We start from the raw sequence: 24,490 nt of genomic DNA, 5'->3' as shown, positions 1-24,490 counted from the left end.
TGCGGCTGCTGCGCAACGAAATACTTCGGCGAAGGTACCTGAACCGGGTGGATAGGCTGCCCCTATGAGCACCGAAGCAGCCCCCACCCAGACCGTGCACGCGGGCAGGCTCGTAGCCCGCCGCCTCAAGGCCAGCGGTATCGACACCGTATTCACGCTGTCGGGTGGCCACTTGTTTTCGATCTACGACGGCTGCCGCGACGAAGATGTCCGGCTGATCGACACCCGCCACGAGCAGACCGCAGCCTTCGCCGCGGAAGGATGGTCGAAGGTCACCAGGGTGCCGGGCGTGGCCGCACTCACCGCGGGCCCAGGCGTCACCAACGGGATGAGCGCGATGGCCGCCGCCCAGCAGAACCAGTCGCCGTTGGTGGTGCTCGGTGGCCGGGCCCCGGCCGCGCGCTGGGGGATGGGCTCGCTCCAGGAGATCGACCACGTGCCGTTCGTGGCGCCGCTTACGCGTTTCGCCGCCACCGCCCAGTCCGCCGAGGACGCGGGCCGGCTCGTCGACCAGGCACTGCAGGCGGCGGTCGGCGCGCCGTCGGGAGTCGGGTTCGTCGACTTTCCAATGGATCACGTTTTTTCGGTGTCCGACGACGACGGCCGACCCGGCGCGCTGGCCACCCGGCCCGCCGCGCCCGCCGCGGATGCCGACGCGCTGGATCGGGTGGCCGACCTGCTGGCCAAGGCGCAGCGGCCGGTGATCATGGCCGGCACCAACGTGTGGTGGGGGCGGGGGGAGACCGCGCTGCTGCGGCTTGCCGAACAGCTACGGATACCCGTGCTGATGAACGGGATGGCTCGTGGCGCGGTGCCCGCCGACCACCCGCTGGCGTTCTCCCGGGCGCGTTCAAAGGCGCTGGGCGGCGCCGACGTCGCGCTGATCGTCGGCGTGCCCATGGATTTCCGTCTCGGCTTCGGTGGGGTGTTCGGTGCGCAGACACAGCTCGTCGTGGCTGATCGGGCGCGGCCCGAACGCAACCATCCGCGCCCAGTCTCCGCCGAGCTCTACGGCGACCTGTCCGCGACGCTCTCCGCGCTCGCCGGTTCGCGCGCGGCCGACCATCAGGACTGGATCGACGAGCTGCGCGCGGTCGAAGACAGCGCCCGCGATCAGGAGAAGGCCGAGCTCGCCGAGGACCGGATCCCGCTGCATCCGATGCGCGTCTACGCCGAGCTGGCCCCACTGCTGGACCGGGACGCGATCGTCGTCATCGACGCCGGAGACTTCGGTTCCTACGCCGGCCGGGTCATCGACAGCTATCAGCCGGGCTGCTGGCTGGACAGTGGGCCGTTCGGCTGCCTGGGTTCGGGGCCCGGTTACGCCCTGGCGGCCAAGCTGGCGCGGCCCGACCGACAGGTGGTGCTGCTGCAGGGCGACGGTGCCTTCGGGTTCAGCGGGATGGAGTGGGACACCCTGGTGCGCCACAACGTGCCGGTCGTGTCGGTGGTGGGCAACAACGGAATCTGGGGCCTGGAAAAGCACCCCATGGAGGCGTTGTACGGCTATTCGGTGGTAGCCGAACTGCGCCCCGGCACCCGCTACGACGAGGTGGTGCGTGCCCTCGGTGGGCACGGTGAACTGGTTTCGGCGCCGGTCGAGCTGCGCCCGGCCCTGGAACGCGCCTTCGCCAGCGGTCTGCCGGCCGTCGTGAACGTCCTGACCGATCCGAGCGTGGCCTACCCGCGTCGATCGAACTTGGCCTGACGGCTCCCTTTCCGCTCGCGAGCGCGCGTGAAATGCCAGCTGTGGCGGCGTGTCGGTGGCACGACACGCACGCTCGCCCCGGTGTTGTGTTCGCGTACCGTGGGGCTGTGCCAAAGACCACCCGCTCTCAGCCCGGCCGGCTGAGCAGCCGATTCTGGCGGCTGCTCGGGGCCACCACCGAAAAGAACCGCAGCCGCTCGATGGCCGATGTGACCGCGGCCGAAGAGTACGAGAAGGAAGCCGCCGACCTCAGCGACGAGAAGCTGCGTAAGGCATCCGGGCTGCTCAACCTGGACGACCTGGCGGACTCCGCCGATATTCCGCAGTTTTTGGCGATTGCGCGGGAGGCCGCCGAGCGGGCGACCGGGCTGCGCCCGTTCGACGTGCAGTTGCTGGGCGCGTTGCGCATGCTGGCCGGCGACGTGATCGAGATGGCCACCGGCGAGGGCAAGACGCTGGCCGGCGCGATTGCCGCCGCCGGCTACGCGCTGGCCGGACGGCACGTGCATGTGGTGACGATCAACGACTACCTGGCCCGCCGCGACGCGGAATGGATGGGGCCGCTGCTCGAAGCAATGGGGTTGACGGTCGGCTGGATCACCGCCGAATCGACCAAAGCGGACCGCAAAGCGGCTTACGACTGCGACGTCACCTACGCGTCGGTCAACGAGATCGGCTTCGACGTGCTACGCGACCAGCTGGTCACCGACGTCGACGACCTGGTCTCACCCAACCCCGACGTCGCACTCATCGACGAAGCCGACTCGGTGCTGGTTGACGAGGCGCTGGTGCCGCTGGTGTTGGCGGGCACCACACACCGGGAGACGCCTCGGCTGGAGATCATCAAGCTGGTCGGCAACCTGGCCGCTGAGAAGGATTACGACACCGACGCCGACAGCCGCAATGTCCACCTGACCGAGGCGGGGGCGCGCAAGGTCGAGAAGGCGCTCGGCGGCATCGACCTCTACTCCGAAGAGCACGTCGGCACCACGCTGACCGAGGTCAACGTCGCTTTGCACGCGCACGTGCTGCTGCAGCGCGACGTGCACTACATCGTGCGGGACGACGCGGTGCACCTGATCAACTCCTCACGCGGGCGCATCGCGCAACTGCAACGCTGGCCGGACGGTTTGCAGGCGGCCGTGGAAGCCAAGGAGGGCATCGAGACCACCGAGACCGGTGAAGTGCTCGACACCATTACGGTGCAGGCGCTGATCAACCGCTACTCCACGGTGTGCGGCATGACCGGCACGGCGCTGGCCGCGGGCGAACAGCTGCGCCAGTTCTACAAGCTGGGGGTGTCGCCGATCCCGCCGAACACCCCCAACATCCGGGAAGACGAGCCCGACCGGGTCTACATCACCGCGGCCGCCAAGAACGACGCGATCGTCGACCACATCGCCCAGGTGCACGAGACGGGGCAGCCGGTGCTCGTCGGTACCCGCGATGTCGCGGAATCCGAGGACCTCCACGAGCGCCTGGTGCGGCGCAACGTCCCGGCCGTACTGCTGAACGCAAAGAATGACGCCGAAGAGGCGCAGGTGATCGCCGAAGCCGGCACCTACGGCTCGGTCACGGTGTCGACGCAGATGGCCGGGCGCGGCACCGACATCCGGCTCGGCGGTTCCGACGAGTCCGACCACGACCGGGTCGCCGAACTGGGCGGACTGCACGTGGTCGGCACCGGCCGGCACAACACCGAGCGGCTGGACAATCAGCTGCGCGGCCGGGCGGGACGTCAGGGGGACCCGGGGTCCTCGGTGTTCTTCTCGAGTTGGGAGGACGAGGTGGTGGCGGCCAACCTGGACAGCAACAAGCTGCCCACCGAGACCGACGAGGACGGCCGCATCCTGAGTCCCAAGGCCAGTGGCCTGCTCGACCATGCGCAGCGGGTCGCCGAGGGTCGGTTGCTGGATGTGCACGCCAACACCTGGCGCTACAACCAACTGATCGCCCAGCAACGCGCCATCATCGTGGAACGGCGAAACACGTTGCTGCGCACCCCGACCGCCCGCGAGGAGCTCGAGGATTTGGCGCCGAAGCGGTACAAGGAGTTGGCCGAGGACGTCAGCGAGGAGCGGCTGGAGAAGATCTGCCGGCTGATCATGCTGTACCACCTGGACCGCGGCTGGGCCGACCACCTGGCCTACCTGGCCGACATCCGCGAGAGCATCCACTTGCGTGCGCTGGGCCGGCAGAACCCGCTGGACGAATTCCACCGGATGGCAGTGGACGCGTTCGCATCACTGGCCGCCGACGCGATCGAGGCTGCCCAGCAGACCTTTGAAACGGCCAACATCCTCGAGGACGAGCCGGGGCCGGACCTGTCCAAGCTGGCGCGCCCGACGTCGACGTGGACCTACATGGTCAACGACAACCCGTTGTCCGACGACACGCTGTCCACGCTGAGCCTGCCCGGCGTCTTCCGCTGACGCATCGGTCCGCCGTGCGGACCGCATCGTCACCGGGCGCCACCTCAATCGCCCGGCTCCTCCTCGGTCCGCCGTGCGGACCGCATCGTCACCGGGCGCCACCTCAATCGCCCGGCTCCTCCTCGGTCCGCCGTGCGGACCGCATCGTCACCGGGCTAAGGTCACGGCTCATGGAGCCAGTGCTCGCCCAGAATCGGGTGCTGACGGTGCCCAACGTGCTGAGTGTCATCCGCCTGGCACTCATCCCGGTCTTCGTCTACCTGATGCTGGGCACCCACGCCTACGGCTGGGCCGTCGCAATCCTGATGTTCAGCGGTGTCTCGGACTGGGCCGACGGGAAGATCGCCCGGCTGCTCGACCAGTCGTCGCGCCTGGGCATGCTGCTCGACCCGGCAGTCGATCGGCTCTACATGGTCACCGTGCCGATCGTGTTCGCGATCAGTGGGATCGCCCCCTGGTGGTTCGTGCTGACGCTGCTGGCCCGCGACGCAATCCTGGCCGGGACGCTGCCGTTGTTGTGGAGCCGCGGCCTCTCGGCGCTGCCGGTGTCCTACGTCGGCAAGGCGGCAACCTTCGCGCTGATGTCCGGATTCCCGCTGGTGCTGCTCGGCCGCTGGGACGCGTTGTGGAGCCGCGTGGTCGGCGCCTGCGGATGGGCATTTCTAGGCTGGGGCCTGTACATGTATCTGTGGGCCTTCGTGCTCTACCTGGTGCAGATGGTCCTGGTGATGCGCCAACTGCCCAAGCTCAACAGACAGTCGTCGGCCCCGAAGGCGGGCGATCATGGCTGACCGGGACCACCTGCTCGGCGGGTACGACCCCAACGCCGGCTACCGCGCAGATGCCCCTCGGCCGCAACACATTCCAGTGCCGTCGCTGCTGCGCGCCCTGCTGTCCGAACATCTCGACCCCGGCTACGCGGCGGCAGCCGCCCAACGAGAGCGCCGCGCGGAACCCGAAACCGCCCGTACCCGCGCCTTCGGGTGGATGTGGCAGGCGTTGGCGGCGGCCCTGGTCGCCACCGTGTTCGCCGCCGCCGTCGCGCAGGCCCGCTCGGTGGCGCCCGGGGTGCGGACCGCACAGCAGGTCCTGGCGACCAATGTCCGCTCGACGCAGTCCGCGGCCGGTCGGCTGGCCAAGCAGCGCAGCGCGCTGGCGGCCAGGGTCGACGAAGTGCAGCGCGTCGCGCTGGCCGACGATGCGGAGGGGCAACGTCTGCTGAGCCGACTCGATGCGCTCAGCCTGGCGGCGGCCAGCACCGCGGTGACGGGCCCGGGTCTGACGGTCACGGTGACCGACCCGGGTGCCAGCCCGAATCTCTCGGACGCGTCCAAACAGCGGGTGAACGGCAGTCGGCAGATCATCCTGGACCGCGACCTGCAACTTGTCGTCAATTCCCTCTGGGCCAGTGGCGCGGAAGCGATTTCGGTCGACGGCGCCCGCATCGGCCCCAACGTCACCATCCGCCAGGCCGGCGGCGCCATCCTGGTCGACAACAACCCCACCACGAGCCCGTACGTCATCCTCGCGATTGGTCCCGCGCAGACGATGCGGGATAGCTTCGAGCGGAGTCCCGGGTTGCGGCGGCTGCGACTGCTGGAGGTCTCCTACAGCGTCGGCGTCAGCGTCAACGTCGGCGAAAAGCTGGCGCTGCCCGCTGGATCGAGCCGGGAGGTCAAGTTCGCCAACGAGATTGGGCCCAAGTGACATGATTGGAATCGCGGCGCTTGCCATCGGCATCGTGCTGGGATTGATTTTTCACCCCAGCGTCCCGGAGGTGATCCAGCCGTATCTGCCGATCGCGGTAGTCGCGGCGCTCGACGCGGTGTTCGGCGGTTTGCGGGCCTACCTGGAGCGCATCTTCGACCCCAAGGTCTTTGTGGTCTCGTTCGTGTTCAACGTCCTGGTGGCCGCGCTGATCGTCTACGTCGGCGACCAATTAGGGGTCGGCACCCAGTTGTCCACCGCGATCATCGTCGTGCTGGGAATCCGAATCTTCGGCAACGCGGCCGCGCTGCGGCGCCGGCTGTTCGGAGCGTGACCCATGAGCCAGGAACCACCGAACCCCGCCCGGCACGGCCGGCACGAACTGCCACCAGACCGCTCGCGGCCCGAAACCGAGGCAGGGGCCGGACGCGGCCGGTCCCGGTTGGCGTTCGGGACCCTGGCCGCGCTGCTGTGCCTGGTGCTGGGGGTCGCGATCGTCACCCAGGTCCGCCAGAACGATTCCGGCGACTCCCTGGAAACCGCGCGCCCGGCCGACCTGCTGGTGCTGTTGGACTCGTTGCGGCAACGAGAGGCGACGCTCAGCACCGAGGTGGCCGACCTGCAGAACACCCTCAATACGTTGCAGGCCTCGGGCAATACCGACCAGGTCGCCATCGAGAACGCCCAGGCCAGGCTGGCGGCGCTGTCCATCCTGGTCGGCGCGGTCGGAGCTAGCGGCCCAGGCGTCACGGTGAAGATCGACGACCCAGGCCCGGGAATCTCGGCGGAGGTGATGCTCGACGTGATCAACGAACTGCGCGCGGCCGGTGCCGAGGCCATCCAGATCAATGACGCACACCAGTCGGTGCGGGTCGGGGTGGACACCTGGGTCACCGGTTCGGCAGGTTCGCTGACCATCGACACCAAGGGGTTCTCGCCGCCGTATTCGATTCTGGCCATTGGGGATCCGCCCACCCTCGCGGCGGCCATGAACATTCCGGGCGGAGCGGACGACAGCGTCAAACGGGTCGGGGGACGGATGTCAGTGCAGCAGGCCGACCGGGTCGAGGTGACCACCTTGCGACAACCAAAACCACACCAATACGCTCAGCCCGGCAAGTGAACCGCCAGCGAAACCGACCAGAACAGGATCACCGTGAGCGATATCCCGTCCGATCTGCACTACACCGCCGAACACGAGTGGGTTCGCCGCAGCGCAGATGACACCGTGCGGGTCGGAATCACCGATTTCGCGCAGTCGGCCCTCGGTGACGTCGTCTTCGTGCAACTGCCCGACGTGGGCACCGAGCTCTCGGCCGGCGAGTCTTTCGGCGAGGTGGAGTCGACGAAATCGGTGTCGGATCTGTACGCCCCGGTATCGGGCAAAGTGTCTGCGGTCAACGGCGATCTAGACGGCAGTCCCCAGTTGCTGAACTCCGATCCCTACGGCGCCGGCTGGCTGCTGGAAATCCAGGTCGACGGTTCCGAGGTCAGCGCACTGGACTCGGCGATCGCCGGGCTTCTCGACGCCGAGGCCTACCGCGGCACATTGACCGAATGACGATTGCTAAGGTCCCGAAAGCGTTTCGGAACAGAACGCACCGCAGCATGGGGGATCTAGAAGAAGCCGGGGTGTGGGGCTTACGATCCTGGCAGTGGTCGGCATATACCGGACCGGAACGCGGTACGGTCGAGATATCAAATACTTGATGCGTTAGACAGCAGTAACGGCAGTACAGACGATAAATCCGAGGAGAAAGCCGGCCGACCGGCCCGGTCAGACAACGCCACAGCGGCCAGTGAGGAGCACGGGTGACGGACAAGGACGACGACCAGAACGAAGTCACCGTGGAGACGACCTCCGTCTTCCGCGCCGACTTCCTCAACGAACTGGACGCGCCCGCTCAAGCGGGTCCCGAGAGCTCGGTATCCGGGGTGGAAGGCCTTCCGGCCGGCTCGGCTTTGCTGGTCGTCAAACGCGGGCCCAATGCCGGTTCTCGCTTCCTGCTGGACCAGGCCATCACGTCGGCCGGTCGGCACCCCGACAGTGACATCTTCCTCGACGACGTCACGGTGAGCCGCCGGCACGCCGAATTCCGTTTGGAAAGCGGCGAGTTCAACGTTGTCGACGTCGGCAGCCTGAACGGAACGTACGTCAACCGCGAGCCGGTGGACTCGGCGGTGCTGGCCAATGGTGACGAGGTCCAGATCGGCAAGTTCCGCCTGGTCTTCCTGACGGGGCCCAAGGGCGATGACGACGGGGGATCCGGGGGCCAGTGACCGCACCCGATAGTCCCGGCCTGGCGGGGATGTCGATCGGGGCGGTACTGGACCTGCTGCGACCGGACTTTCCCGACGTCACCATCTCCAAGATCCGCTTCCTGGAGGCGGAGGGGCTGGTCACGCCGCAACGTGCGGCGTCGGGCTATCGGAGGTTCACCGCGTACGACTGTGCGCGGCTGCGTTTCATTCTGACCGCTCAGCGCGATCATTATCTGCCGCTGAAGGTGATCCGGGCACAGCTGGACGCCCATCCCGACGGCGAGCTGCCGGCCATCGGATCGCCTTACGGCGTACCGCGATTGGTGTCGGTGGACGGCTCGGAAGCCGCCACTGGCTCCGGGGCCGCCGCCGACCCGGGCGCCGTGGCACCCACCCAGGTCCGGCTCAGCCGCGAAGACCTGCTGAACCGTTCGGGGGTGGATGACGCGTTACTGACCGCGCTCGTGAAGGCGGGCGTGATCACCACCGGGCCGGGTGGTTTCTTCGACGAACACGCAGTGGTAATCCTCCAATGTGCGCGGGCGCTGGCCGATTACGGCGTCGAGCCGCGGCATCTGCGCGCATTTCGTTCTGCGGCCGATCGCCAGTCGGACCTGATCGCCCAGATCGCCGGCCCGCTGGTCAAGGCGGATAAGGCCGGTGCGCGCGATCGAGCTGACGACTTGGCCCGGGAGGTCGCGGCACTGGCAATTACTTTGCACACCTCGCTGATCAAGTCCGCCGTTCGCGACGTTCTGCACCGCTGAGGACTAGACTTCGTTCGAAGCTGGTGTTCGGCGAAGTGAGTCCAAGCGGCACATGCGGAGGGCAGACACAGATGGGTGAAGTTCGTGTTGTCGGCATTCGCGTAGAGCAGCCGCAGAACCAGCCGGTGCTGCTGCTGCGCGAGGCCAACGGTGACCGCTACCTGCCGATCTGGATCGGGCAGTCGGAGGCCGCCGCGATCGCGCTCGAGCAGCAAGGCGTCGAGCCGCCGCGGCCGTTGACCCATGACCTGATCCGGGATCTGATTGCCGCGCTTGGCCATTCACTCAAAGAGGTGCGCATCGTCGACCTGCAGGAAGGCACGTTCTACGCGGATCTGATCTTCGATCGCGACATCAAGGTGTCGGCCCGGCCGTCGGACTCGGTGGCGATCGCGCTGCGGGTGGGCGTGCCCATCTACGTCGAGGAGGCGGTGCTGGCCCAGGCCGGCCTGCTGATCCCCGACGAGGGCGACGAGGAGGCCAGCAGCGCCGTGCGTGAGGACGAGGTGGAGAAGTTCAAGGAGTTCCTCGACAGCGTCTCACCTGACGACTTCAAGGCGACCTAGGCCCCGCGAACGCAGGGGAGGGCATGTACCCGCTCCAGGTAACAGATGCGTCTCATATCACACAACGGATTGTCGACACGCCTGGCGGATATCACCGACTGATCGCGAAGGCGGCCATACTTTGATGACTGGTTGATGATCGACCCAGAGCACGACAGCCACCGAACAGCGTATGCTCTCAAGCACTCGGGCCTGAGCTAACGTGGCTGTCGGGGGCAGCCAAATGCCGCAGCTACCGACAATGCGCTATCGGCGAGAGGAAGCACCGTGAGCGAGCAGCCACGCCAAGAACAGCTTGATCTTGCCGAACACGCGTCCGCCACCGGCGGTCAGAGCCCAGCGGCGGTCAGCGAGCCCGTACAGCCCGGCCTGTTCCCCGACGACTCGGTGCCCGACGAATTGGTGGGTTACCGCGGACCAAGCGCCTGCCAGATCGCCGGCATCACCTACCGGCAGCTCGACTACTGGGCCCGTACCTCGCTGGTGGTGCCCTCCATTCGCAGCGCGGCCGGCTCCGGCAGCCAGCGGCTGTACTCGTTCAAAGACATCCTGGTTCTCAAGATCGTCAAACGGCTGCTCGACACCGGAATCTCGCTGCACAACATCCGGGTCGCGGTCGACCATCTCCGCCAGCGCGGCGTGCAGGACCTGGCCAACATCACGCTGTTCTCCGACGGCACCAGCGTGTACGAATGCACCTCCGCCGAAGAGGTCGTCGACCTGCTGCAGGGCGGCCAGGGGGTGTTCGGCATCGCGGTGTCCGGGGCCATGCGGGAGCTGACCGGCGTGATCGCCGACTTCCCGGGCGAGCGCGCCGACGGCGGCGAGTCGATCGCGGCTCCCGAAGACGAGCTGGCCTCGCGCCGTAAGCACCGCGACCGCAAGATCGGCTGACCCGGTCCCGGAGTAAACTGGATCCCGCATCGCACTCGCGCGGGAGAGTTCTGTAGCTGCCAGCTACAGACGCCGAAGGAGCAATACCTCTCCATCAACCTCTCAGGCACCCGGACCGCGCCGGACAACGATGCCTCTGGAAAGTGGTGACGACCGATGCGGTCGTCGCCCGCCGATGGGGAAAGGCGCCTCGGCGCGCCGAATCTCTCAGGCGCCTGACACGCAGGTGAGGACAGAGGGGGAGGGCCGCTGATCCGCTCGTCCTCTGCCCCGTCAGGAGTTTCACCGTGACCACTCAGCCCGCGTTCGCCGACCGCCACATCGGGCCGGACAGTCAGGCCATCGCGACCATGCTCGCCGTCATCGGGGTCGACTCGCTGGACGACCTCGCCGCCAAGGCCGTCCCGACCGGGATCCTGGACAAGTTGACCGCCGGCGCGGCGCCGGGGCTGGATGCCCTGCCGCCGGCCGCGACCGAGGCCGAGGCCCTGGCCGAGTTGCGCGCCCTGGCCGACAGCAACACCGTCGCCGTCTCGATGATCGGGCAGGGCTACTACGACACGCTCACCCCGCCGGTGCTGCTGCGCAACATCATGGAGAACCCGGCCTGGTACACCGCCTACACCCCGTACCAGCCCGAGATCAGCCAGGGCCGGCTCGAAGCGCTGCTCAATTTCCAGACGATGGTCATCGACCTGACCGGCCTGGAGATCGCCAATGCGTCAATGCTCGACGAGGGCACCGCCGCCCACGAGGCCATGACCCTGATGCACCGCGCGTACCGCGGGCCCGCCAACCGGTTGGCGGTCGACGTCGACGTGTTCGGCCAGACCGCCGCGATCCTGGCGACCCGGGCGCGGCCGCTGGGCATCGAGATCGTCACCGCAGATCTGCGCAACGGGCTGCCCGACGGAGATTTCTTCGGGGTCATCGCCCAGCTGCCGGGAGCCAGCGGCCGGATCACCGACTGGACGGCGCTGGTGCAACAGGCTCACGACCGCGGCGCATTGGTGGCCGTCGGTGCGGACCTGCTGGCGCTGACCCTGATCACACCGCCGGGGGAGATCGGCGCGGATGTCGCGTTCGGCACCACCCAGCGGTTCGGCGTCCCGATGGGATTCGGCGGACCGCACGCCGGATACCTGGCGGTGCACGCCAAGCACGCCCGGCAACTGCCCGGCCGGCTCGTGGGAGTGTCGGTCGACAGTGACGGCACCCCCGCCTACCGGTTGGCGCTGCAGACGCGCGAACAGCACATCCGCCGCGACAAGGCCACCAGCAACATCTGCACGGCGCAGGTGTTGCTGGCGGTGATGGCCGCCATGTATGCCAGCTACCACGGCGCCGAGGGGTTGGCCGGCATCGCGCGACGCATCCATGCCCACGCCGACGCCATCGCCGGCGCCCTGGGCGAGGCGCTGGTGCACGACCGGTACTTCGACACGGTGCTGGCCCGGGTCCCCGGCCGTGCCGACGAGGTGGTCGCCGCGGCGAAGGCCGGCGGGGTGAACCTGTGGCGCGTCGACGCCGACCACGTGTCTGTTTCCTGCGACGAGGCGACCACCGACGCGCACGTGGCGACGGTGCTGGGAGCCTTCGGTGTCGCCGCCGCGCCGGCCAGCACTGACATCGCAACGCGCACATCGGAATTCCTCACCCACCCGGCGTTCAACCAGTACCGCACCGAGACGTCGATGATGCGCTACCTGCGGACATTGGCAGACAAGGACATCGCGCTCGACCGCAGCATGATCCCGCTGGGCTCGTGCACGATGAAGCTCAACGCCGCCGCCGAGATGGAGTCGATCACCTGGCCGGAGTTCGGGCGTCAGCACCCGTTCGCGCCGGCCTCGGACACCCCGGGCCTAAGACGGCTGATCAGCGACCTGGAAAACTGGCTGGTCGCGATCACCGGCTACGACGCGGTTTCGTTGCAGCCAAACGCCGGTTCGCAGGGCGAATACGCCGGCCTGCTGGCCATCCACGGCTACCACGCCAGCCGTGGTGAGCCGCATCGCGACATCTGCCTGATCCCGTCCAGCGCACACGGCACCAACGCGGCGTCGGCCGCGCTGGCCGGGATGCGGGTGGTCGTGGTGGGCTGCCTGGAAAACGGCGACGTCGACCTGACCGATCTGCGCGCAAAGGTCAGCGAGCACGCCGACCGGCTCTCCACGCTCATGATCACCTACCCGTCCACCCACGGCGTCTACGAGCACGACATCGCTGAGATCTGCGCCGCCGTGCATGACGCCGGCGGTCAGGTCTACGTCGACGGCGCCAACCTCAACGCGCTGGTCGGTTTGGCCCGCCCGGGCAAGTTCGGCGGCGACGTCAGCCACCTGAACCTGCACAAGACGTTCTGCATCCCGCACGGCGGCGGCGGTCCGGGTGTCGGGCCGGTGGCGGTGCGCGCGCACCTGGCCCAGTTCCTGCCGGGCCACCCGTACGCGCCGGAGCTTCCCGGCGGGCATCCGGTTTCGGCGGCGCCCTACGGGTCCGCCTCGATCCTGCCGATCAGCTGGGCCTACATCCGGATGATGGGCGGTGACGGCCTACGGGCGGCGTCGCTGACCGCGATCGCGTCGGCCAACTACATCGCCCGTCGACTCGACGAGTACTTCCCGGTGCTCTACACCGGCGAGAACGGCATGGTCGCCCACGAATGCATCCTGGATCTGCGCGGCATCACCAAGGCCACCGGTGTCACCGTCGACGATGTGGCGAAGCGCTTGGCAGACTACGGCTTTCACGCTCCGACGATGAGCTTCCCGGTGGCTGGCACGCTGATGGTGGAGCCGACCGAAAGCGAGAGCCTGGCGGAGGTGGACGCGTTCTGCGAGGCCATGATCGGGATCCGCGCCGAAATCGACCGCGTCGGGTCCGGACAGTGGCCGGTGGACGACAACCCGCTGCGCGGCGCACCGCACACCGCCGAGTGCCTGCTGACGTCGGAGTGGGATCACCCTTACACCCGCGAGGAGGCCGCCTACCCGCTGGGGAAGGTGTTTCGTCCCAAGGTATGGCCGCCGGTGCGGCGCATCGACGGCGCCTACGGCGACCGCAATCTGGTCTGCTCGTGCCCGCCGGTCGAGGCGTTCGCATAACGGCCCTCAGCCGAAGCGGTCGATGATGGCCTGGGCGATGCGCTGCGGCGCGTCCTCCTGAATGAAGTGCTTGGCGGTGGGCAGTTCAACCACCACCAGATCGCGAAATGTCGCGCGCAGCCGGGGGATCGCCGGTCCGGGCCGGAACGCCACGTCCCGCATGCCCCACACCGCCAACGCGGGCTTGCCGCCGAGCAGCGCGGGCACCTCCCGGGCCAACCGGTCCAGGAGCGGACGCGCCGCCAGCAGCTCCTTGGGCAGCACCGCCACTCCCACCCGGGCCGCGGCGTCGGGCTGCACCCGGCGGTAATGGTCCAGCACCGCTTCCTTCGGCAGGATCTCGGTGCCGGCCGGAATGAGCCTCTCCACGAAAAAGTTTCGTTGCAGGATCGCCCACTGCATGAGTCGGCTGGACATCACCTTGCTGAACAGTCTGGTGCTCAATTCCTCGGTGGGCCAGAACCAGGTATTGCCCAGGACGACGCCGCGGACCCGGTCGGCCCGCTCGACCGCGACCGCCAGGCCGATCGGGCCACCCCAGTCCTGGCCCATGGTCACGTAGCCGTCCAGACCAAGGTGGTCGACGAATTCGCCTACTACCGCGGCATGTTCGGCGACGGTGTACCCGAAGCCCGCCGGCCGCTCCGAGAGGCCGAAGCCCAAGTAGTCCACGGCGATGCAGCGGAAGCGGTGCCGCAGCGCCACGACGATGTCGCGGTACAAAAAGCTCCACGTCGGATTGCCATGGCAGAACAGGATCGGCGGGCCCTCGCCCTCGTCGATGTAGTGCACCCGGCCCCGCGAGCTGTCGAACCACCGCGACTCGAATGGATAGAGCTGCGGGTCGGGCGTGAATCGCGGGCTCATCGCCTAGCTCAGAAAGGTGTTCACCGCGGTGGTGAGGTCAGGAGTCGCCGACGTGGGCAGATTCTGGTAGCTGCCGCCGCTGAGCCGGGCGACGGCCTCCCAGGTCGCCCGATCCGGATCGCCGCCGAAGTCGATGACGTTGACCGCGATCGGCTTGGCCGGGTCGGCCGCGCTCTTGATGAACTCCTGCAGTCCCGGACCGTCCAGCGTCTGGTCGGTGTGTGGCCCGGCGGTGATGACCAGGATCGAATTGTTCTGGCCGGCACGGTAATTGGCCAGCATTTCCTGGTAGATCATCCGCAGCGTGGTGAACGACACCGCCCCGCCGCCGGACGAATACTGCTTGTCCAGCGCGGCCTGCAACGCCGCCGAGCGCGGCTGGCCGTTGACTTGGTCGGCAAGCGGTCCGATCGGCACTTCCGCCCGGCCCTCGTGGCCGTCGAATGTCCATAGCCCGACGGCGGCGCTGGGCGGCAATGCCTTGATCCGGCCATTAAGCGCCGCAATGACGTTGGCGAGCCGCGTCTTGCCGCCGTCGTCGTTGGGCAGCGACTGGTCAAGCATGACGGTTGCGGCCAAGCCGGTCGACGGCGCCGCCAGGGTGTCGGCCAGGGTCACCCGGGTGGCCTCGTCGCCGACCGACAAGGTGGCGGGTAGAGCTGGGAAGCTGGTGACTGGGCTGCTTGGCGGCTTGACTCCCTCGGCCCGGAACCCCGCCTTGGCCAGCCGCTCGAGTTGCTCCGGCTTGTGCATGTACCGGGAGAAGGCGCTGGCGGCCGTTGTCTGTTCCCGCGACAACCAGGAACCGCTGAGCAGCACGGTCGGGTAATCGGCCACCGCGGCAGGCCCGGGCGGAAGCCAGGAGACCAGTTTGCCCTTGGCGTCGGAGGTCGACTGGCCGCGCTGGAACAACTGCTGTTCGGTGGTGACCACCGCGTGCACCGGCGCGGCTGCCGGGTCTCCCGGTTTGAGCAGCGCGTTCATCGCCTCGGTCAGCGAGTCGTCGGAAAGCTTGGGCTGCCCGCTCACCAGGGTGCGCACGGCGCCGATGCCCGCGGTCGGGGGAGAGCCGCCGGGTGCCGACGCGGAAGCGATCGCCTCGCCGGCCAGAAAGGAGGCGTCGCCGTTGCCGGTCTGTGGCACGGTTAGCCGCAGGGAACCCCACGCGGGGGCGTTCAGCCCGGCCATCGAGTTCGGATTCGACTGCAGCCCCGGCAGCGCCGCCCAGTTCTGCTTCGAGAGCACCTGCTCGAACTCCGGCCGGATCGCGAGCACAACCGGCGACGTCACGAGCGAACGGCTGTCGCTGATCGTCTTCTGGCCCGTCGCGCTGGACAGCCTGGCAGCCGAGATCGAGCTGCCCGGGATCCACAACCCTGGCTGGTTGCCCAGCTCGGCCGGCCACTTTCCGATGAAACCACCAATGACGGCGTCGGAATTGGCCGGCTTGACCGTGACCTCGACGCAGCGGTCACCGATCGGGCCGGCCGACGCGTTGTAGCTGTCGGCGAACTGCTTGACCTGGTCGGCGATCGTCGGGTCGGCGAGCACCGCGACCGAGTCCTTGCCGCCCACGCAACGGGCGGCGGCCGTGTGCGAGCGGTGGGACAGCGCGTCGCCGAAGAAGCGCCAAACGATAACGCCCGCCACTACTACGACGACGGCGACCAGCGCAACGATCACGCCGATGCTGACGCCACGGCGGCCACCGGCGCTGCGGTGCCCGCCCAGCCGCTCGCCGAGCCCCCGGTGCCCACCGCGAAATGGCGGAGGCGGGGGAGTTGCGGCCGACTCCACGGCGGGCGGCTCGAATTCCGACGGCCGCTGCCCGAAGTCTGGGTACTCGTCGTCGGGGTAGTCGTCATCGCGGGCAGCGGGGCCGTCGGGTTCCTCCGGACCTGCGGACCCGCTATCGGGGACATCGAAGCGCCCTTCGGCCGGCTCCCGGAGCCCGAAGTCCTCCGGGTAATCCGCGTCCTCGAACTCATTGGAAGGATCAGCGACCGGTTCCGGTTCGAAATCGGGGACCGATTCTTCCGGGTCGGGCTTGCTGTGCCTACCCACTCGCGCGTGCCTTAAATTCCCGTCGGCGGCGGTGCAGGATCGGTTCGGTGTACCCGTTAGGCTGCTGTCCGCCTTCCAGGATCAGGTCTTGGGCGGCCAGGAAGGCGATGCTGTCGTCGAAGTTGGGCGCCATCGGCCGGTAGGCGCGGTCACCTTCGTTCTGCTTGTCCACCAGCGGGGCCATCCGCTCCAGGCTGGCCCGGACATCCTCGCGGGTGATCACCCCGTGCCGCAGCCAGTTGGCCAACAACTGGCTGGAGATGCGCAGGGTGGCGCGGTCCTCCATCAGCGCGGTGTTGTGGATGTCGGGCACCTTCGAGCAGCCGACGCCCTGTTCGACCCAGCGCACCACGTAACCGAGGATGGATTGGCAGTTGTTGTCAACCTCCTCGCGAACCTCCTCGGGGGCCCAGGCCAGTTCCTTGGCCAGCGGGATCGTCAGCAGCTCGTCAATAGTGGTGCGCTTCTTGCCTTGCAACTCTTCCTGCACGGCGCCGACGTCCACCTGGTGGTAGTGCATGGCGTGCAGGGTCGCCGCCGTCGGGGACGGCACCCACGCGGTGGTGGCGCCGGCCTTGGGCTGGCCGATCTTCTGCTCAACCATGTCGGCCATCAGCTCGGTCATGGCCCACATGCCCTTGCCGATCTGGGCCTTGCCCTTGAAGCCGGCGGCCAGTCCGGTGTCGACGTTGGCGTCCTCGTAGGCCTTGATCCACGTGGTGCTCTTCATGGCACCCTTGCGGATCATCGGGCCCGCTTCCATCGAGGTGTGGATCTCGTCGCCGGTGCGGTCGAGGAACCCGGTATTGATGAACACCACCCGGTCGGCGGCCGCCTTGATGCACGCCTTCAGGTTGACCGTGGTGCGGCGCTCCTCGTCCATGATGCCGACCTTCAACGTGGCCTGCGGCAGTCCCAGCACGTCCTCGACGCGGCTGAACAGCTCGCAGGTGAACGCCACCTCTTCGGGCCCGTGCATCTTGGGCTTGACGATGTACACCGAGCCGGTGCGGCTGTTGAGCAGCGGGCCATTCTGATCGCCGGCCTTGAGCCCGTGAATCGCGGCCAGGCCGGTGAACAACGCGTCCTGAATGCCCTCCGGCACCTCTGCTTCTTCGCCGTTGGCCTCGGTTCTCACGATGGCGTCGTTGGTCATCAGGTGGCCCACGTTGCGAACGAACAGCAGGCTGCGCCCGGGCAGCGTCAGCTCGCCGCCGTCGGGCGTGGTGTAGGTGCGATCCTCGTTGAGACGGCGAGTGAAGGTCTTGCCGCCCTTGGCGACCTCCTCGGCCAGGTCGCCCTTGTTCAGGCCCAGCCAGTTGCGGTAGCCGAGCACCTTGTCGTCGGCGTCGACCGCGGTGACCGAGTCCTCGAAGTCCATGATCGTGGTGACCGCCGACTCGAGCACCACGTCCTTGATGCCGGCGGCGTCGGTCTTGCCGATCGGTGAGTCGGGGTCGATCAGGATCTCAATGTGCAGGCCGTGGTTGAGCAGCAGCACCGACCAGTCGGGGGAGCCCAGCTCGCCGCGGTACCCGACGAACTTTTCCGGGCTGGCCAGGGTAGTGGCGTCGCCATCGAGGGCGATTTGCAGCTGCCCGTCCTCGATGCTGAGGCCGGTCACATCCGCCCAGGATCCCGACGCCAGCGGGACCGCCCCGTCCAGGAACTCACGGGCGTAGGCGATGACCTTGTCACCACGCACCTTGTTGTAGCTGTCGCCCTTCTCGGCGCCGCCGTCTTCGGGGATGACGTCGGTGCCGTACAGGGCGTCGTACAGCGAGCCCCACCGCGCGTTGGACGCGTTCAGCGCGAACCGGGCGTTGAGGACGGGCACCACCAGCTGCGGGCCGGCGGTGCTGGTGATCTCGTCGTCGACGCCTGAGGTGGTGATGGTGAAGTCGTCCGGCTCGGGCAGCAGGTAGCCGATGTCGGTGAGGAACTGGCGGTAGGCGTCCGGGTCCAGCGGCTCCAGCACCCGGTGCCGGTGCCACTTGTCGATCTGGGCCTGCAGCTCGTCGCGCTTGGCCAGCAGCTCCTGGTTACGCGGGGTGAGGTCGGTGACCACCTTGTCGACGCCGGCCCAGAAGCTGTCCGGGTCGATACCGGTGCCGGGCAGCGCCTCGTTGTTCACGAAGTCGTAAAGCACCTGGGCGACGCGCAGATTGCCTTGGGTTACCCGATCAGTCATTATTCTCCTCCGTAACGGCCTTTCCGGCCCCTCAACCAGCCCGGGACCAGGCCCGACTAGCTACCATCACCCTACCGAGCAACAGCCTGACGAGCGTAGCCCGACCGGCACGCAATGCCAGGTCACGGCACGCTGACAGGCTCGCCCGCAGCAACGCGACGGGCGTCCTTGAAATCGCTTTTTGGCAACGCGGGCACGAGAAATTTCGTTCCCTGCATCAGCTTCACTGATACCCGCGGCCGCTCAGATCATACGGTCAATCGCCGGCACCATCGTCGCGCATACTGCCGACAAGGTCCTCCACCAGATCCTCCAGCGCCACCACAGCAACGATCTCGCCCTGAACGGTGCCATTGTCGGCGGTCACCAACGCCAGGTGGCTGTTGCTGCGTCGCATCCGGGACAGGGCGTCGGGTAATCCGAGCGACTGGGGCACTCGCGGCAACGCACGCACCAGGGACAGGTCGATCACCGTTTCCGGGTCGTCGCCCAGCGCCAGCACGTCCTTGATGTGCAGGTAACCCAGGAAGCTGCCATCGCGGCCCACCACCGGGAAGCGCGAATAACCGGTCTGGGCCAAAGCTTCTTCCACGGCCCCGATGGTGGGCCCGGAGCCGGGAGCTGCGACGGAAACGGCGTGCACCCGGGCCAGCGGTACCGCGACATCACCGACCACCCGGGTGCGGACGCGCAGCGCGCGAGTCAGGCGGATCTGCTCCTCGTTGTCGAGCAAACCTTCCGAAGAGGATTGGGCGATCATCTCCGACAGCTCGGCGGTGGACACCGTGATGTCAAGCTCGTCCTTGGGTTCGACGCCCACAGCCCGCAGGACCCCGTTGGCGCACCTGTTGTAGAAGGCAATGATGGGCCGCGCTGCCTGCACGTAGGGCAGATACGCCGGGACCAACAGCATCGCGGTGCGCTCCGGGCCGGCCAGTGCGATGTTCTTCGGCACCATCTCGCCCAGCAGCACGTGCAGGATCACCACCACGGCCAGCGCGATCGCGAACGCCAGCGTGTGCAGCAGCGCGGGATGCATGCCGGTAAGCCCCAGCAACGACTGCAGCAGACCGGCGACGGCAGGCTCGGCGATGCGGCCGAGCAGCAGGGAGGCGACGGTGACACCCAGTTGGGCACCGGCCAGCATCGCGGGCAGCTGTTCACCGGCCCGGATGACCGTCACCGCTCTCGTCCGGCCCTGTTCGGCCAGCGCCTCCAGCCGGTCCCGCCGCGCTGAGATCATGGCGAACTCCGCCCCGACGAAGAACGCGTTCAGGGCGATCAGCAGGACCGCCAGCAGGATCGCCACCACCGGGTTCATCGCTCGGCCCCGTCGGCAGCGCTGTCCGAGTTTTCGACGGGAGTAGCCCACTCGGACAGCTCGAGCAGGTCGAGCCGGCGGCCGTCCAGCTGGACCACCTTGGCCCGCCACCGCGTCGCCTCGTCGGGGAGCCCATCGCGGTCCAACGCGGGCAGGTCCACCGTCTCCCCGGGCTCCGGAATGTGTCCTAGCTCGCGCAACACCAAGCCGCCGATGGTCTCGTACGGCCCTTCCGGGGCCCGGTAGCCGATCGCGGTCGCCACCTCGTCAATGCGCAGTAGGCCCGACACCCGCCAACCGTTCTCGGACGCCACCACGTCCGGTGTCGCGTCGTCGTGCTCGTCGCGGACGTCGCCGACGATCTCCTCGATCAGGTCCTCGACAGTCACCATGCCGGCGGTGCCGCCATACTCGTCGACCACCATCGCGGTTTGCAGCGAGTTCGCCCGGATCTGCGCCATCACGGCATCGCCGTCCAGCGTCGACGGCACCACCGCGATCGGCTTGGCGATCGTCGTCAGCAGAGTCTTTGCGCGGTCGGCCCGGGGCACCGCGTAAACCTGCTTGACGTGCACGATCCCGACCGTCTCGTCGAGGTCGCCGCGCACCACGGGGAAGCGGGAGAACCCGGTCGCGGCGACGGTGGCAATAAGGTCGCTGATCGTGTCGTCGGTCTGCAGGGCAACGATCTTCGAGCGGGGCGTCATCAACTCCTCGGCGGTCAGTGAGCCGAATTGCAGCGAGCGGTGCATCAGCGACGCGGTGACGTCGTCCAGCGCGCCGCGGCGCGCCGAGCGGCGTACCAGCGACACAAGTTCCTGCGGGGTGCGCGCGGACCGCAACTCCTCGGCGGGCTCGATGCCGAGCCGGCGCACGATCCAGTTCGCGGCGCCGTTCGTCATCCGGATAGCAGGAGTGAACAGCACGGAGAAGAACCACTGGGGCAGTACGACTGCGCGGGCGGTCCGCAGCGGCCGGGCCACGGCGAGGTACTTGGGCACCAGTTCGCCGAACACCATGGACACCGATGTCACGACCGCCAGCGCGGCGAAACCGGTGATCGCGTCGGCCAGCCGGTCGGGCGTGCCAATGCGGTCCAGCCAGCCGTGCGGCAGGTTGGCCACCAGCGGATCGATCAGATAGCCGGTGGCCAACGTGGTGATGGAGATCCCCAGCTGCGCGCCCGACAATTGAAATGACAACCGGCGGTGGGCCCGCAGGATGAACCCGTCGCGGCTCGCGCCGCTGCGCGCGTTGGCCTCCACGGTGCTGCGGTCCAATGCCGTGAGGGAGAACTCCGCCGCGACAAACACCGCGGTGCCGAAGATCAAGGCCAGGATGGCCAGCACGCTGAACACGGTGCCGGAGTGATTCATGAGCCTTTCACCAGCCGGTGGGCAGCGGGTGCCCTTCGGCGAAGCCCGCCGTCGACTGCACGCCGACGATCGCCTGTTCGTGCAGCTCTTCCAGGTTCGCCGCACCCACATAGGTGCAGGTGCTGCGCACGCCCGCGGTGATGTGGTCGATCAGGTCCTCGACACCGCCGCGGTCGGGGTCCAGCCCCATCCGCGATGTCGAGATCCCTTCCTCGAACAACGCCTTACGGGCCCGGTCGAACGGGCTGTCCGCGCCGCTGCGCGCGACCACCGCGCGCTTGGAGGCCATGCCGTAGCTCTCTTTGTACGGCCGGTCCTCTCGGTCCCGCATCAGGTCGCCGGGGGATTCATAGGTGCCGGCGAACCAGGAGCCGATCATCACGTTGGATGCGCCGGCCGTCAGCGCCAACGCCACATCGCGCGGATGCCGGATCCCGCCGTCCGCCCACACGTGGCCGCCCAGTTCCCTTGCCGCGGAAGCACATTCGAGCACAGCGGAGAACTGCGGCCGGCCGACGCCGGTCATCATCCGGGTGGTGCACATGGCTCCGGGGCCCACGCCCACCTTGACGACGTTCGCCCCGGCTTCCAGCAAATCGCGTGTACCCGCCGCCGAGACCACATTCCCGGCCACCAGCGGCACACCGAGGCCAAGGGATGCGACAGTCTGGATTGCTTCGATGGTCTTGAGCTGGTGGCCGTGCGCGGTGTCGATCACCAGCACGTCCACACCCAATTCGGCGAGTGCCTGGGCGCGTGAGCCGACGTCGCCGTTGATGCCCACGGCCGCGCCAATCCGCAAGCGGCCCTTGGTGTCGACGGCGGGGCTGTACAGGCCGGCGCGCAGGGCTCCGGTGCGCGTGAGCACTCCGGCCAGCGACCCATCCGCACCGGTCACCACCGCGACGTCGATCGGGGCGTGTTCGAGCAGGTCGAAGATCTTGCGTGGTTCGGTGCCGACCGGGGCGGTGACGAAGTCGGTGGCGGCAATGTCACGGACCCGGGTGAAGCGGTCCACCCCCACGCAGGCCGACTCGCGCACCAGGCCGATCGGGCGCCCCTCGAAGACCACCACCGCGACGCCGTGCGCCCGCTTGTGGATCAGCGCCGTCGCGTCCGACACCGAGTCATCGGGCGCCAGCGTCACGGGGGTGTCCAGCACCAGGTCGCGGCTCTTGACGAACTCGACCGTTTCTTGCACCGCCGGGATGGGCAGGTCCTGCGGCAGTATCACCACACCGCCGCGACGCGCCACCGTCTCGGCCATCCGGCGACCGGCCACCGCGGTCATGTTGGCGACCACCACCGGGATGGTGGTCCCCGAACCGTCGACGGTGGACAGGTCCACGTCGAACCGAGACGCGACGTCGGACCGGTTCGGCACGATGAACACGTCGTTGTAGGTCAGGTCGAACCCTGGGCGGTGCCCGTCCAGAAATTTCATCTAGTGCAACTCGCTAAGCAGGTACTTCGCTCCGGTCTCCGCTCCACAGGGTGTGGAACTTCTTGCTCGGGTCCTCGTCGGTACGCCCGTAGGTGTGCGCGCCGAAGAAGTCCCGCAGGCCTTGGGTCAGGGCGGCCGGCAGGCGCTCGGTGCGCAGCGCGTCGTAGTAGGACAGCGCCGACGAGAACCCCGGAATGGGGATACCCAACTGCGTGGCGGTCACCACCACCCGGCGCCAGCCGTCGATCGCGGCCTCGATCGCGCTGCGGAAATAAGGCGCCACGATCAGCGTCGCCAGGTCCGGGTCATCGTCGTAGGCCTCTTTGATCCGGTTGAGGAACTTGGCCCGGATGATGCAACCCCCGCGCCAAATGGTGGCCAAATCGCCGGGGGTGATGCCCCAGTCGTATTCGGCGCTGCCGGCCTGGATCTGGTTGAAGCCCTGCGCGTAGGCGATGATCTTGGACGCGTAAAGGGCCTGGCGGACGTCCTCGATGAACTGTCCCGCGTTGTCCGGCTTGGTGCCCAGGTCGCCCGAGGCGAGTCCGGTGGTGGCCTTGCGCTGAGCCACCGAGCCCGACAGCGCGCGGGCGAACACCGCCTCCGCGATCCCGGTCACCGGCACGCCGAGATCCAGCGCCGACTTCACCGTCCAGCGGCCGGTGCCCTTCTGCTCGGCCTCGTCCAGGATGACGTCGACCAGCGGCTTGCCGGTCTTTGCATCGTTCTGCCGCAGCACCTGGGCGGTGATCTCGACCAGGAAGCTGTCCAGGTCGCCCTTGTTCCACTCGTCGAAGACGTCGGCAATCTCTCCGGCCGTCTTGCCGAGTCCGTCGCGCAGCAGTTGGTACGCCTCGCCGATGAGCTGCATGTCGGAGTATTCGATGCCGTTGTGCACCATCTTCACGAAGTGTCCGGCACCGTCGGGCCCGATGTGGGTGCAGCACGGCACCCCGTCGACGTGCGCGGAGATCTCCTCGAGCAGCGGCCCGAGGGAGGTATAGGACTCGGCGGGCCCGCCGGGCATGATCGACGGACCGTTCAGCGCGCCTTCCTCACCGCCGGAGATCCCGGCGCCGACGAAGTGCAGCCCGCGCTCGCGGATCGCCTTCTCCCGCCGGATGGTGTCGGTATAGAGGGCGTTGCCGCCGTCGATGATGATGTCGCCTTCTTCCATGGCGTCGGCGAGCTCGTTGATCACGGCGTCGGTGGGGTCGCCGGCTTTGACCATGATGATCACCCGACGCGGTTTTTCCAGAGCGGCAAGGAATTCGGGGATCGTTTCACTGCGCACGAAGTTGCCCTCGGAGCCGTGCTCTTTCAGCAGCGCATCGGTCTTGGCCACCGACCGGTTGTGCAGCGCCACGGTGTAGCCGTGCCGGGCGAAGTTCCGGGCCAGGTTAGAGCCATGACGGCCAGGCCGGTGACGCCGATCTGGGCTGTCGCAGTCTTCGAATCCGACGAACTCATCTGTTGCCTTTCGATCGGGCCTTCGTTGGATGGACACACTGTGGCACAACGGACTTCTGGCGGTCCAAAGGGTTTGGCTTGGCGTCAGGCGGAGACCAACCGGTGCAACTCCGTCAGCCACGGTACGGCCAGCGCGATGGTCGGCACCACCAACACCGCCGCCGCGGCCAGGTAGACCACCGCGGACAGCAGCGGGCTGTTGCCGCTGCCGTTGAGCCGTCGTACCCGCAGCACGGTGCTGGCGCCGCCAGCGGCCAGGGCACCCGACGGCGCGCGGCCGGCGGCACACGCGACCAGCGCCCGTAATAACTTCG

General features: G+C 67.9%; 18 protein-coding genes, 2 pseudogenes and 2 riboswitches. Of the genes and pseudogenes, 12 read left to right on the top strand and 8 right to left on the bottom strand.

The genetic code is table 11. The annotated features are described in order from the left end of the window. Positions 1-64: 64 nt before the first annotated feature. The 12 genes from BN972_RS17735 (at position 65) to gcvP (ending at position 13,443) form a co-directional block, all read left to right on the top strand. A complete protein-coding gene (locus tag BN972_RS17735) occupies positions 65-1,708 on the top strand; it encodes an acetolactate synthase (RefSeq protein WP_036360290.1) in 1,644 nt (547 codons plus the stop codon). Positions 1,709-1,815: 107 nt separating this feature from the next. Beyond that, entirely contained in the window at positions 1,816-4,140 is a 2,325-nt protein-coding gene (gene secA2 / locus BN972_RS17730; RefSeq protein WP_036361182.1) for an accessory Sec system translocase SecA2, read from the top strand. A gap of 170 nt (positions 4,141-4,310) precedes the next feature. Next, on the top strand, positions 4,311-4,931 hold the full coding sequence (locus BN972_RS17725) for a CDP-alcohol phosphatidyltransferase family protein (protein ID WP_036360288.1): 621 nt from the start codon (positions 4,311-4,313) through the stop codon (positions 4,929-4,931). Further along, the gene (locus BN972_RS17720; RefSeq protein WP_036360286.1) at positions 4,924-5,847 is read left to right on the top strand and encodes a DUF881 domain-containing protein; all 924 of its coding nucleotides are present in this window, start codon (positions 4,924-4,926) and stop codon (positions 5,845-5,847) included. Before BN972_RS17725 ends, BN972_RS17720 begins: the two co-directional genes overlap by 8 nt. Before the next feature lies 1 nt (position 5,848). Then, positions 5,849-6,181, top strand: coding sequence for a small basic family protein (locus tag BN972_RS17715; protein WP_036360283.1), 333 nt, complete (start codon positions 5,849-5,851; stop codon positions 6,179-6,181). A gap of 3 nt (positions 6,182-6,184) precedes the next feature. Continuing rightward, positions 6,185-6,970 (top strand): DUF881 domain-containing protein, encoded by a 786-nt coding sequence (locus BN972_RS17710; RefSeq protein WP_036360281.1) that lies wholly within the window; start codon positions 6,185-6,187, stop codon positions 6,968-6,970. A 33-nt stretch (positions 6,971-7,003) separates the two neighbouring features. Continuing rightward, a complete protein-coding gene (gcvH, locus tag BN972_RS17705; RefSeq protein ID WP_036360280.1) occupies positions 7,004-7,408 on the top strand; it encodes a glycine cleavage system protein GcvH in 405 nt (134 codons plus the stop codon). A 251-nt stretch (positions 7,409-7,659) separates the two neighbouring features. Next, a complete protein-coding gene (gene garA, locus BN972_RS17700; RefSeq protein WP_036360277.1) occupies positions 7,660-8,127 on the top strand; it encodes a glycogen accumulation regulator GarA in 468 nt (155 codons plus the stop codon). Then, positions 8,124-8,876 (top strand): transcriptional regulator FtsR, encoded by a 753-nt coding sequence (gene ftsR, locus BN972_RS17695; protein ID WP_036360275.1) that lies wholly within the window; start codon positions 8,124-8,126, stop codon positions 8,874-8,876. Before garA ends, ftsR begins: the two co-directional genes overlap by 4 nt. A 71-nt stretch (positions 8,877-8,947) precedes the next feature. After that, a complete protein-coding gene (locus BN972_RS17690; RefSeq protein ID WP_036360273.1) occupies positions 8,948-9,442 on the top strand; it encodes a bifunctional nuclease family protein in 495 nt (164 codons plus the stop codon). Between the two features lie 267 nt (positions 9,443-9,709). Then, positions 9,710-10,336: a MerR family transcriptional regulator gene (locus tag BN972_RS17685; protein WP_036360271.1), complete on the top strand. Its 627-nt coding sequence runs from the start codon at positions 9,710-9,712 to the stop codon at positions 10,334-10,336. A gap of 30 nt (positions 10,337-10,366) precedes the next feature. Further along, a riboswitch (glycine riboswitch) is annotated at positions 10,367-10,464 on the top strand. Continuing rightward, positions 10,465-10,582: riboswitch (glycine riboswitch) on the top strand. It abuts the riboswitch before it with no gap. 41 nt (positions 10,583-10,623) lie between these two features. Continuing rightward, positions 10,624-13,443, top strand: a complete 2,820-nt coding sequence (gene gcvP, locus BN972_RS17680; protein WP_036360269.1) for an aminomethyl-transferring glycine dehydrogenase — start codon at positions 10,624-10,626, stop codon at positions 13,441-13,443. A gap of 6 nt (positions 13,444-13,449) precedes the next feature. Here the strand turns inward: gcvP and BN972_RS17675 are convergent, their stop codons facing one another. The 8 genes and pseudogenes from BN972_RS17675 to BN972_RS30520 all read right to left on the bottom strand — a co-directional run. Further along, positions 13,450-14,310 carry a haloalkane dehalogenase gene (locus BN972_RS17675; protein ID WP_036360267.1) on the bottom strand — a complete coding sequence of 287 codons (861 nt, stop codon included), beginning with the start codon at positions 14,308-14,310 and terminating at the stop codon, positions 13,450-13,452. Positions 14,311-14,313: 3 nt separating this feature from the next. Further along, positions 14,314-16,374, bottom strand: a complete 2,061-nt coding sequence (locus tag BN972_RS17670; RefSeq protein WP_036360265.1) for a substrate-binding domain-containing protein — start codon at positions 16,372-16,374, stop codon at positions 14,314-14,316. Continuing rightward, positions 16,367-18,565: a malate synthase G gene (locus BN972_RS17665; RefSeq protein ID WP_036360263.1), complete on the bottom strand. Its 2,199-nt coding sequence runs from the start codon at positions 18,563-18,565 to the stop codon at positions 16,367-16,369. The genes BN972_RS17670 and BN972_RS17665 overlap by 8 nt, the downstream gene beginning before the upstream one ends. Before the next feature lie 256 nt (positions 18,566-18,821). Next, positions 18,822-19,886, bottom strand: a complete 1,065-nt coding sequence (locus BN972_RS17660; RefSeq protein WP_036360260.1) for a hemolysin family protein — start codon at positions 19,884-19,886, stop codon at positions 18,822-18,824. Further along, positions 19,883-21,262: a hemolysin family protein gene (locus BN972_RS17655; RefSeq protein ID WP_051545556.1), complete on the bottom strand. Its 1,380-nt coding sequence runs from the start codon at positions 21,260-21,262 to the stop codon at positions 19,883-19,885. Before BN972_RS17655 ends, BN972_RS17660 begins: the two co-directional genes overlap by 4 nt. Positions 21,263-21,269: 7 nt before the next feature. Continuing rightward, a complete protein-coding gene (locus BN972_RS17650; RefSeq protein WP_036360259.1) occupies positions 21,270-22,706 on the bottom strand; it encodes a GuaB1 family IMP dehydrogenase-related protein in 1,437 nt (478 codons plus the stop codon). 13 nt (positions 22,707-22,719) lie between these two features. Beyond that, a pseudogene (gndA, locus tag BN972_RS17645) lies at positions 22,720-24,176 on the bottom strand (NADP-dependent phosphogluconate dehydrogenase). A gap of 84 nt (positions 24,177-24,260) precedes the next feature. Continuing rightward, positions 24,261-24,490 (bottom strand): annotated as a pseudogene (locus BN972_RS30520) (M56 family metallopeptidase); the annotation flags it as partial.

The sequence above is a fragment of the Mycobacterium asiaticum DSM 44297 genome, from assembly GCF_000613245.1.
GTDB classification, from domain to species: Bacteria; Actinomycetota; Actinomycetes; order Mycobacteriales; family Mycobacteriaceae; genus Mycobacterium; species Mycobacterium asiaticum.
The sequence above is the reverse complement of the archived record's forward strand: the minus strand, read 5'-3'. Positions and strand labels throughout refer to the sequence as shown.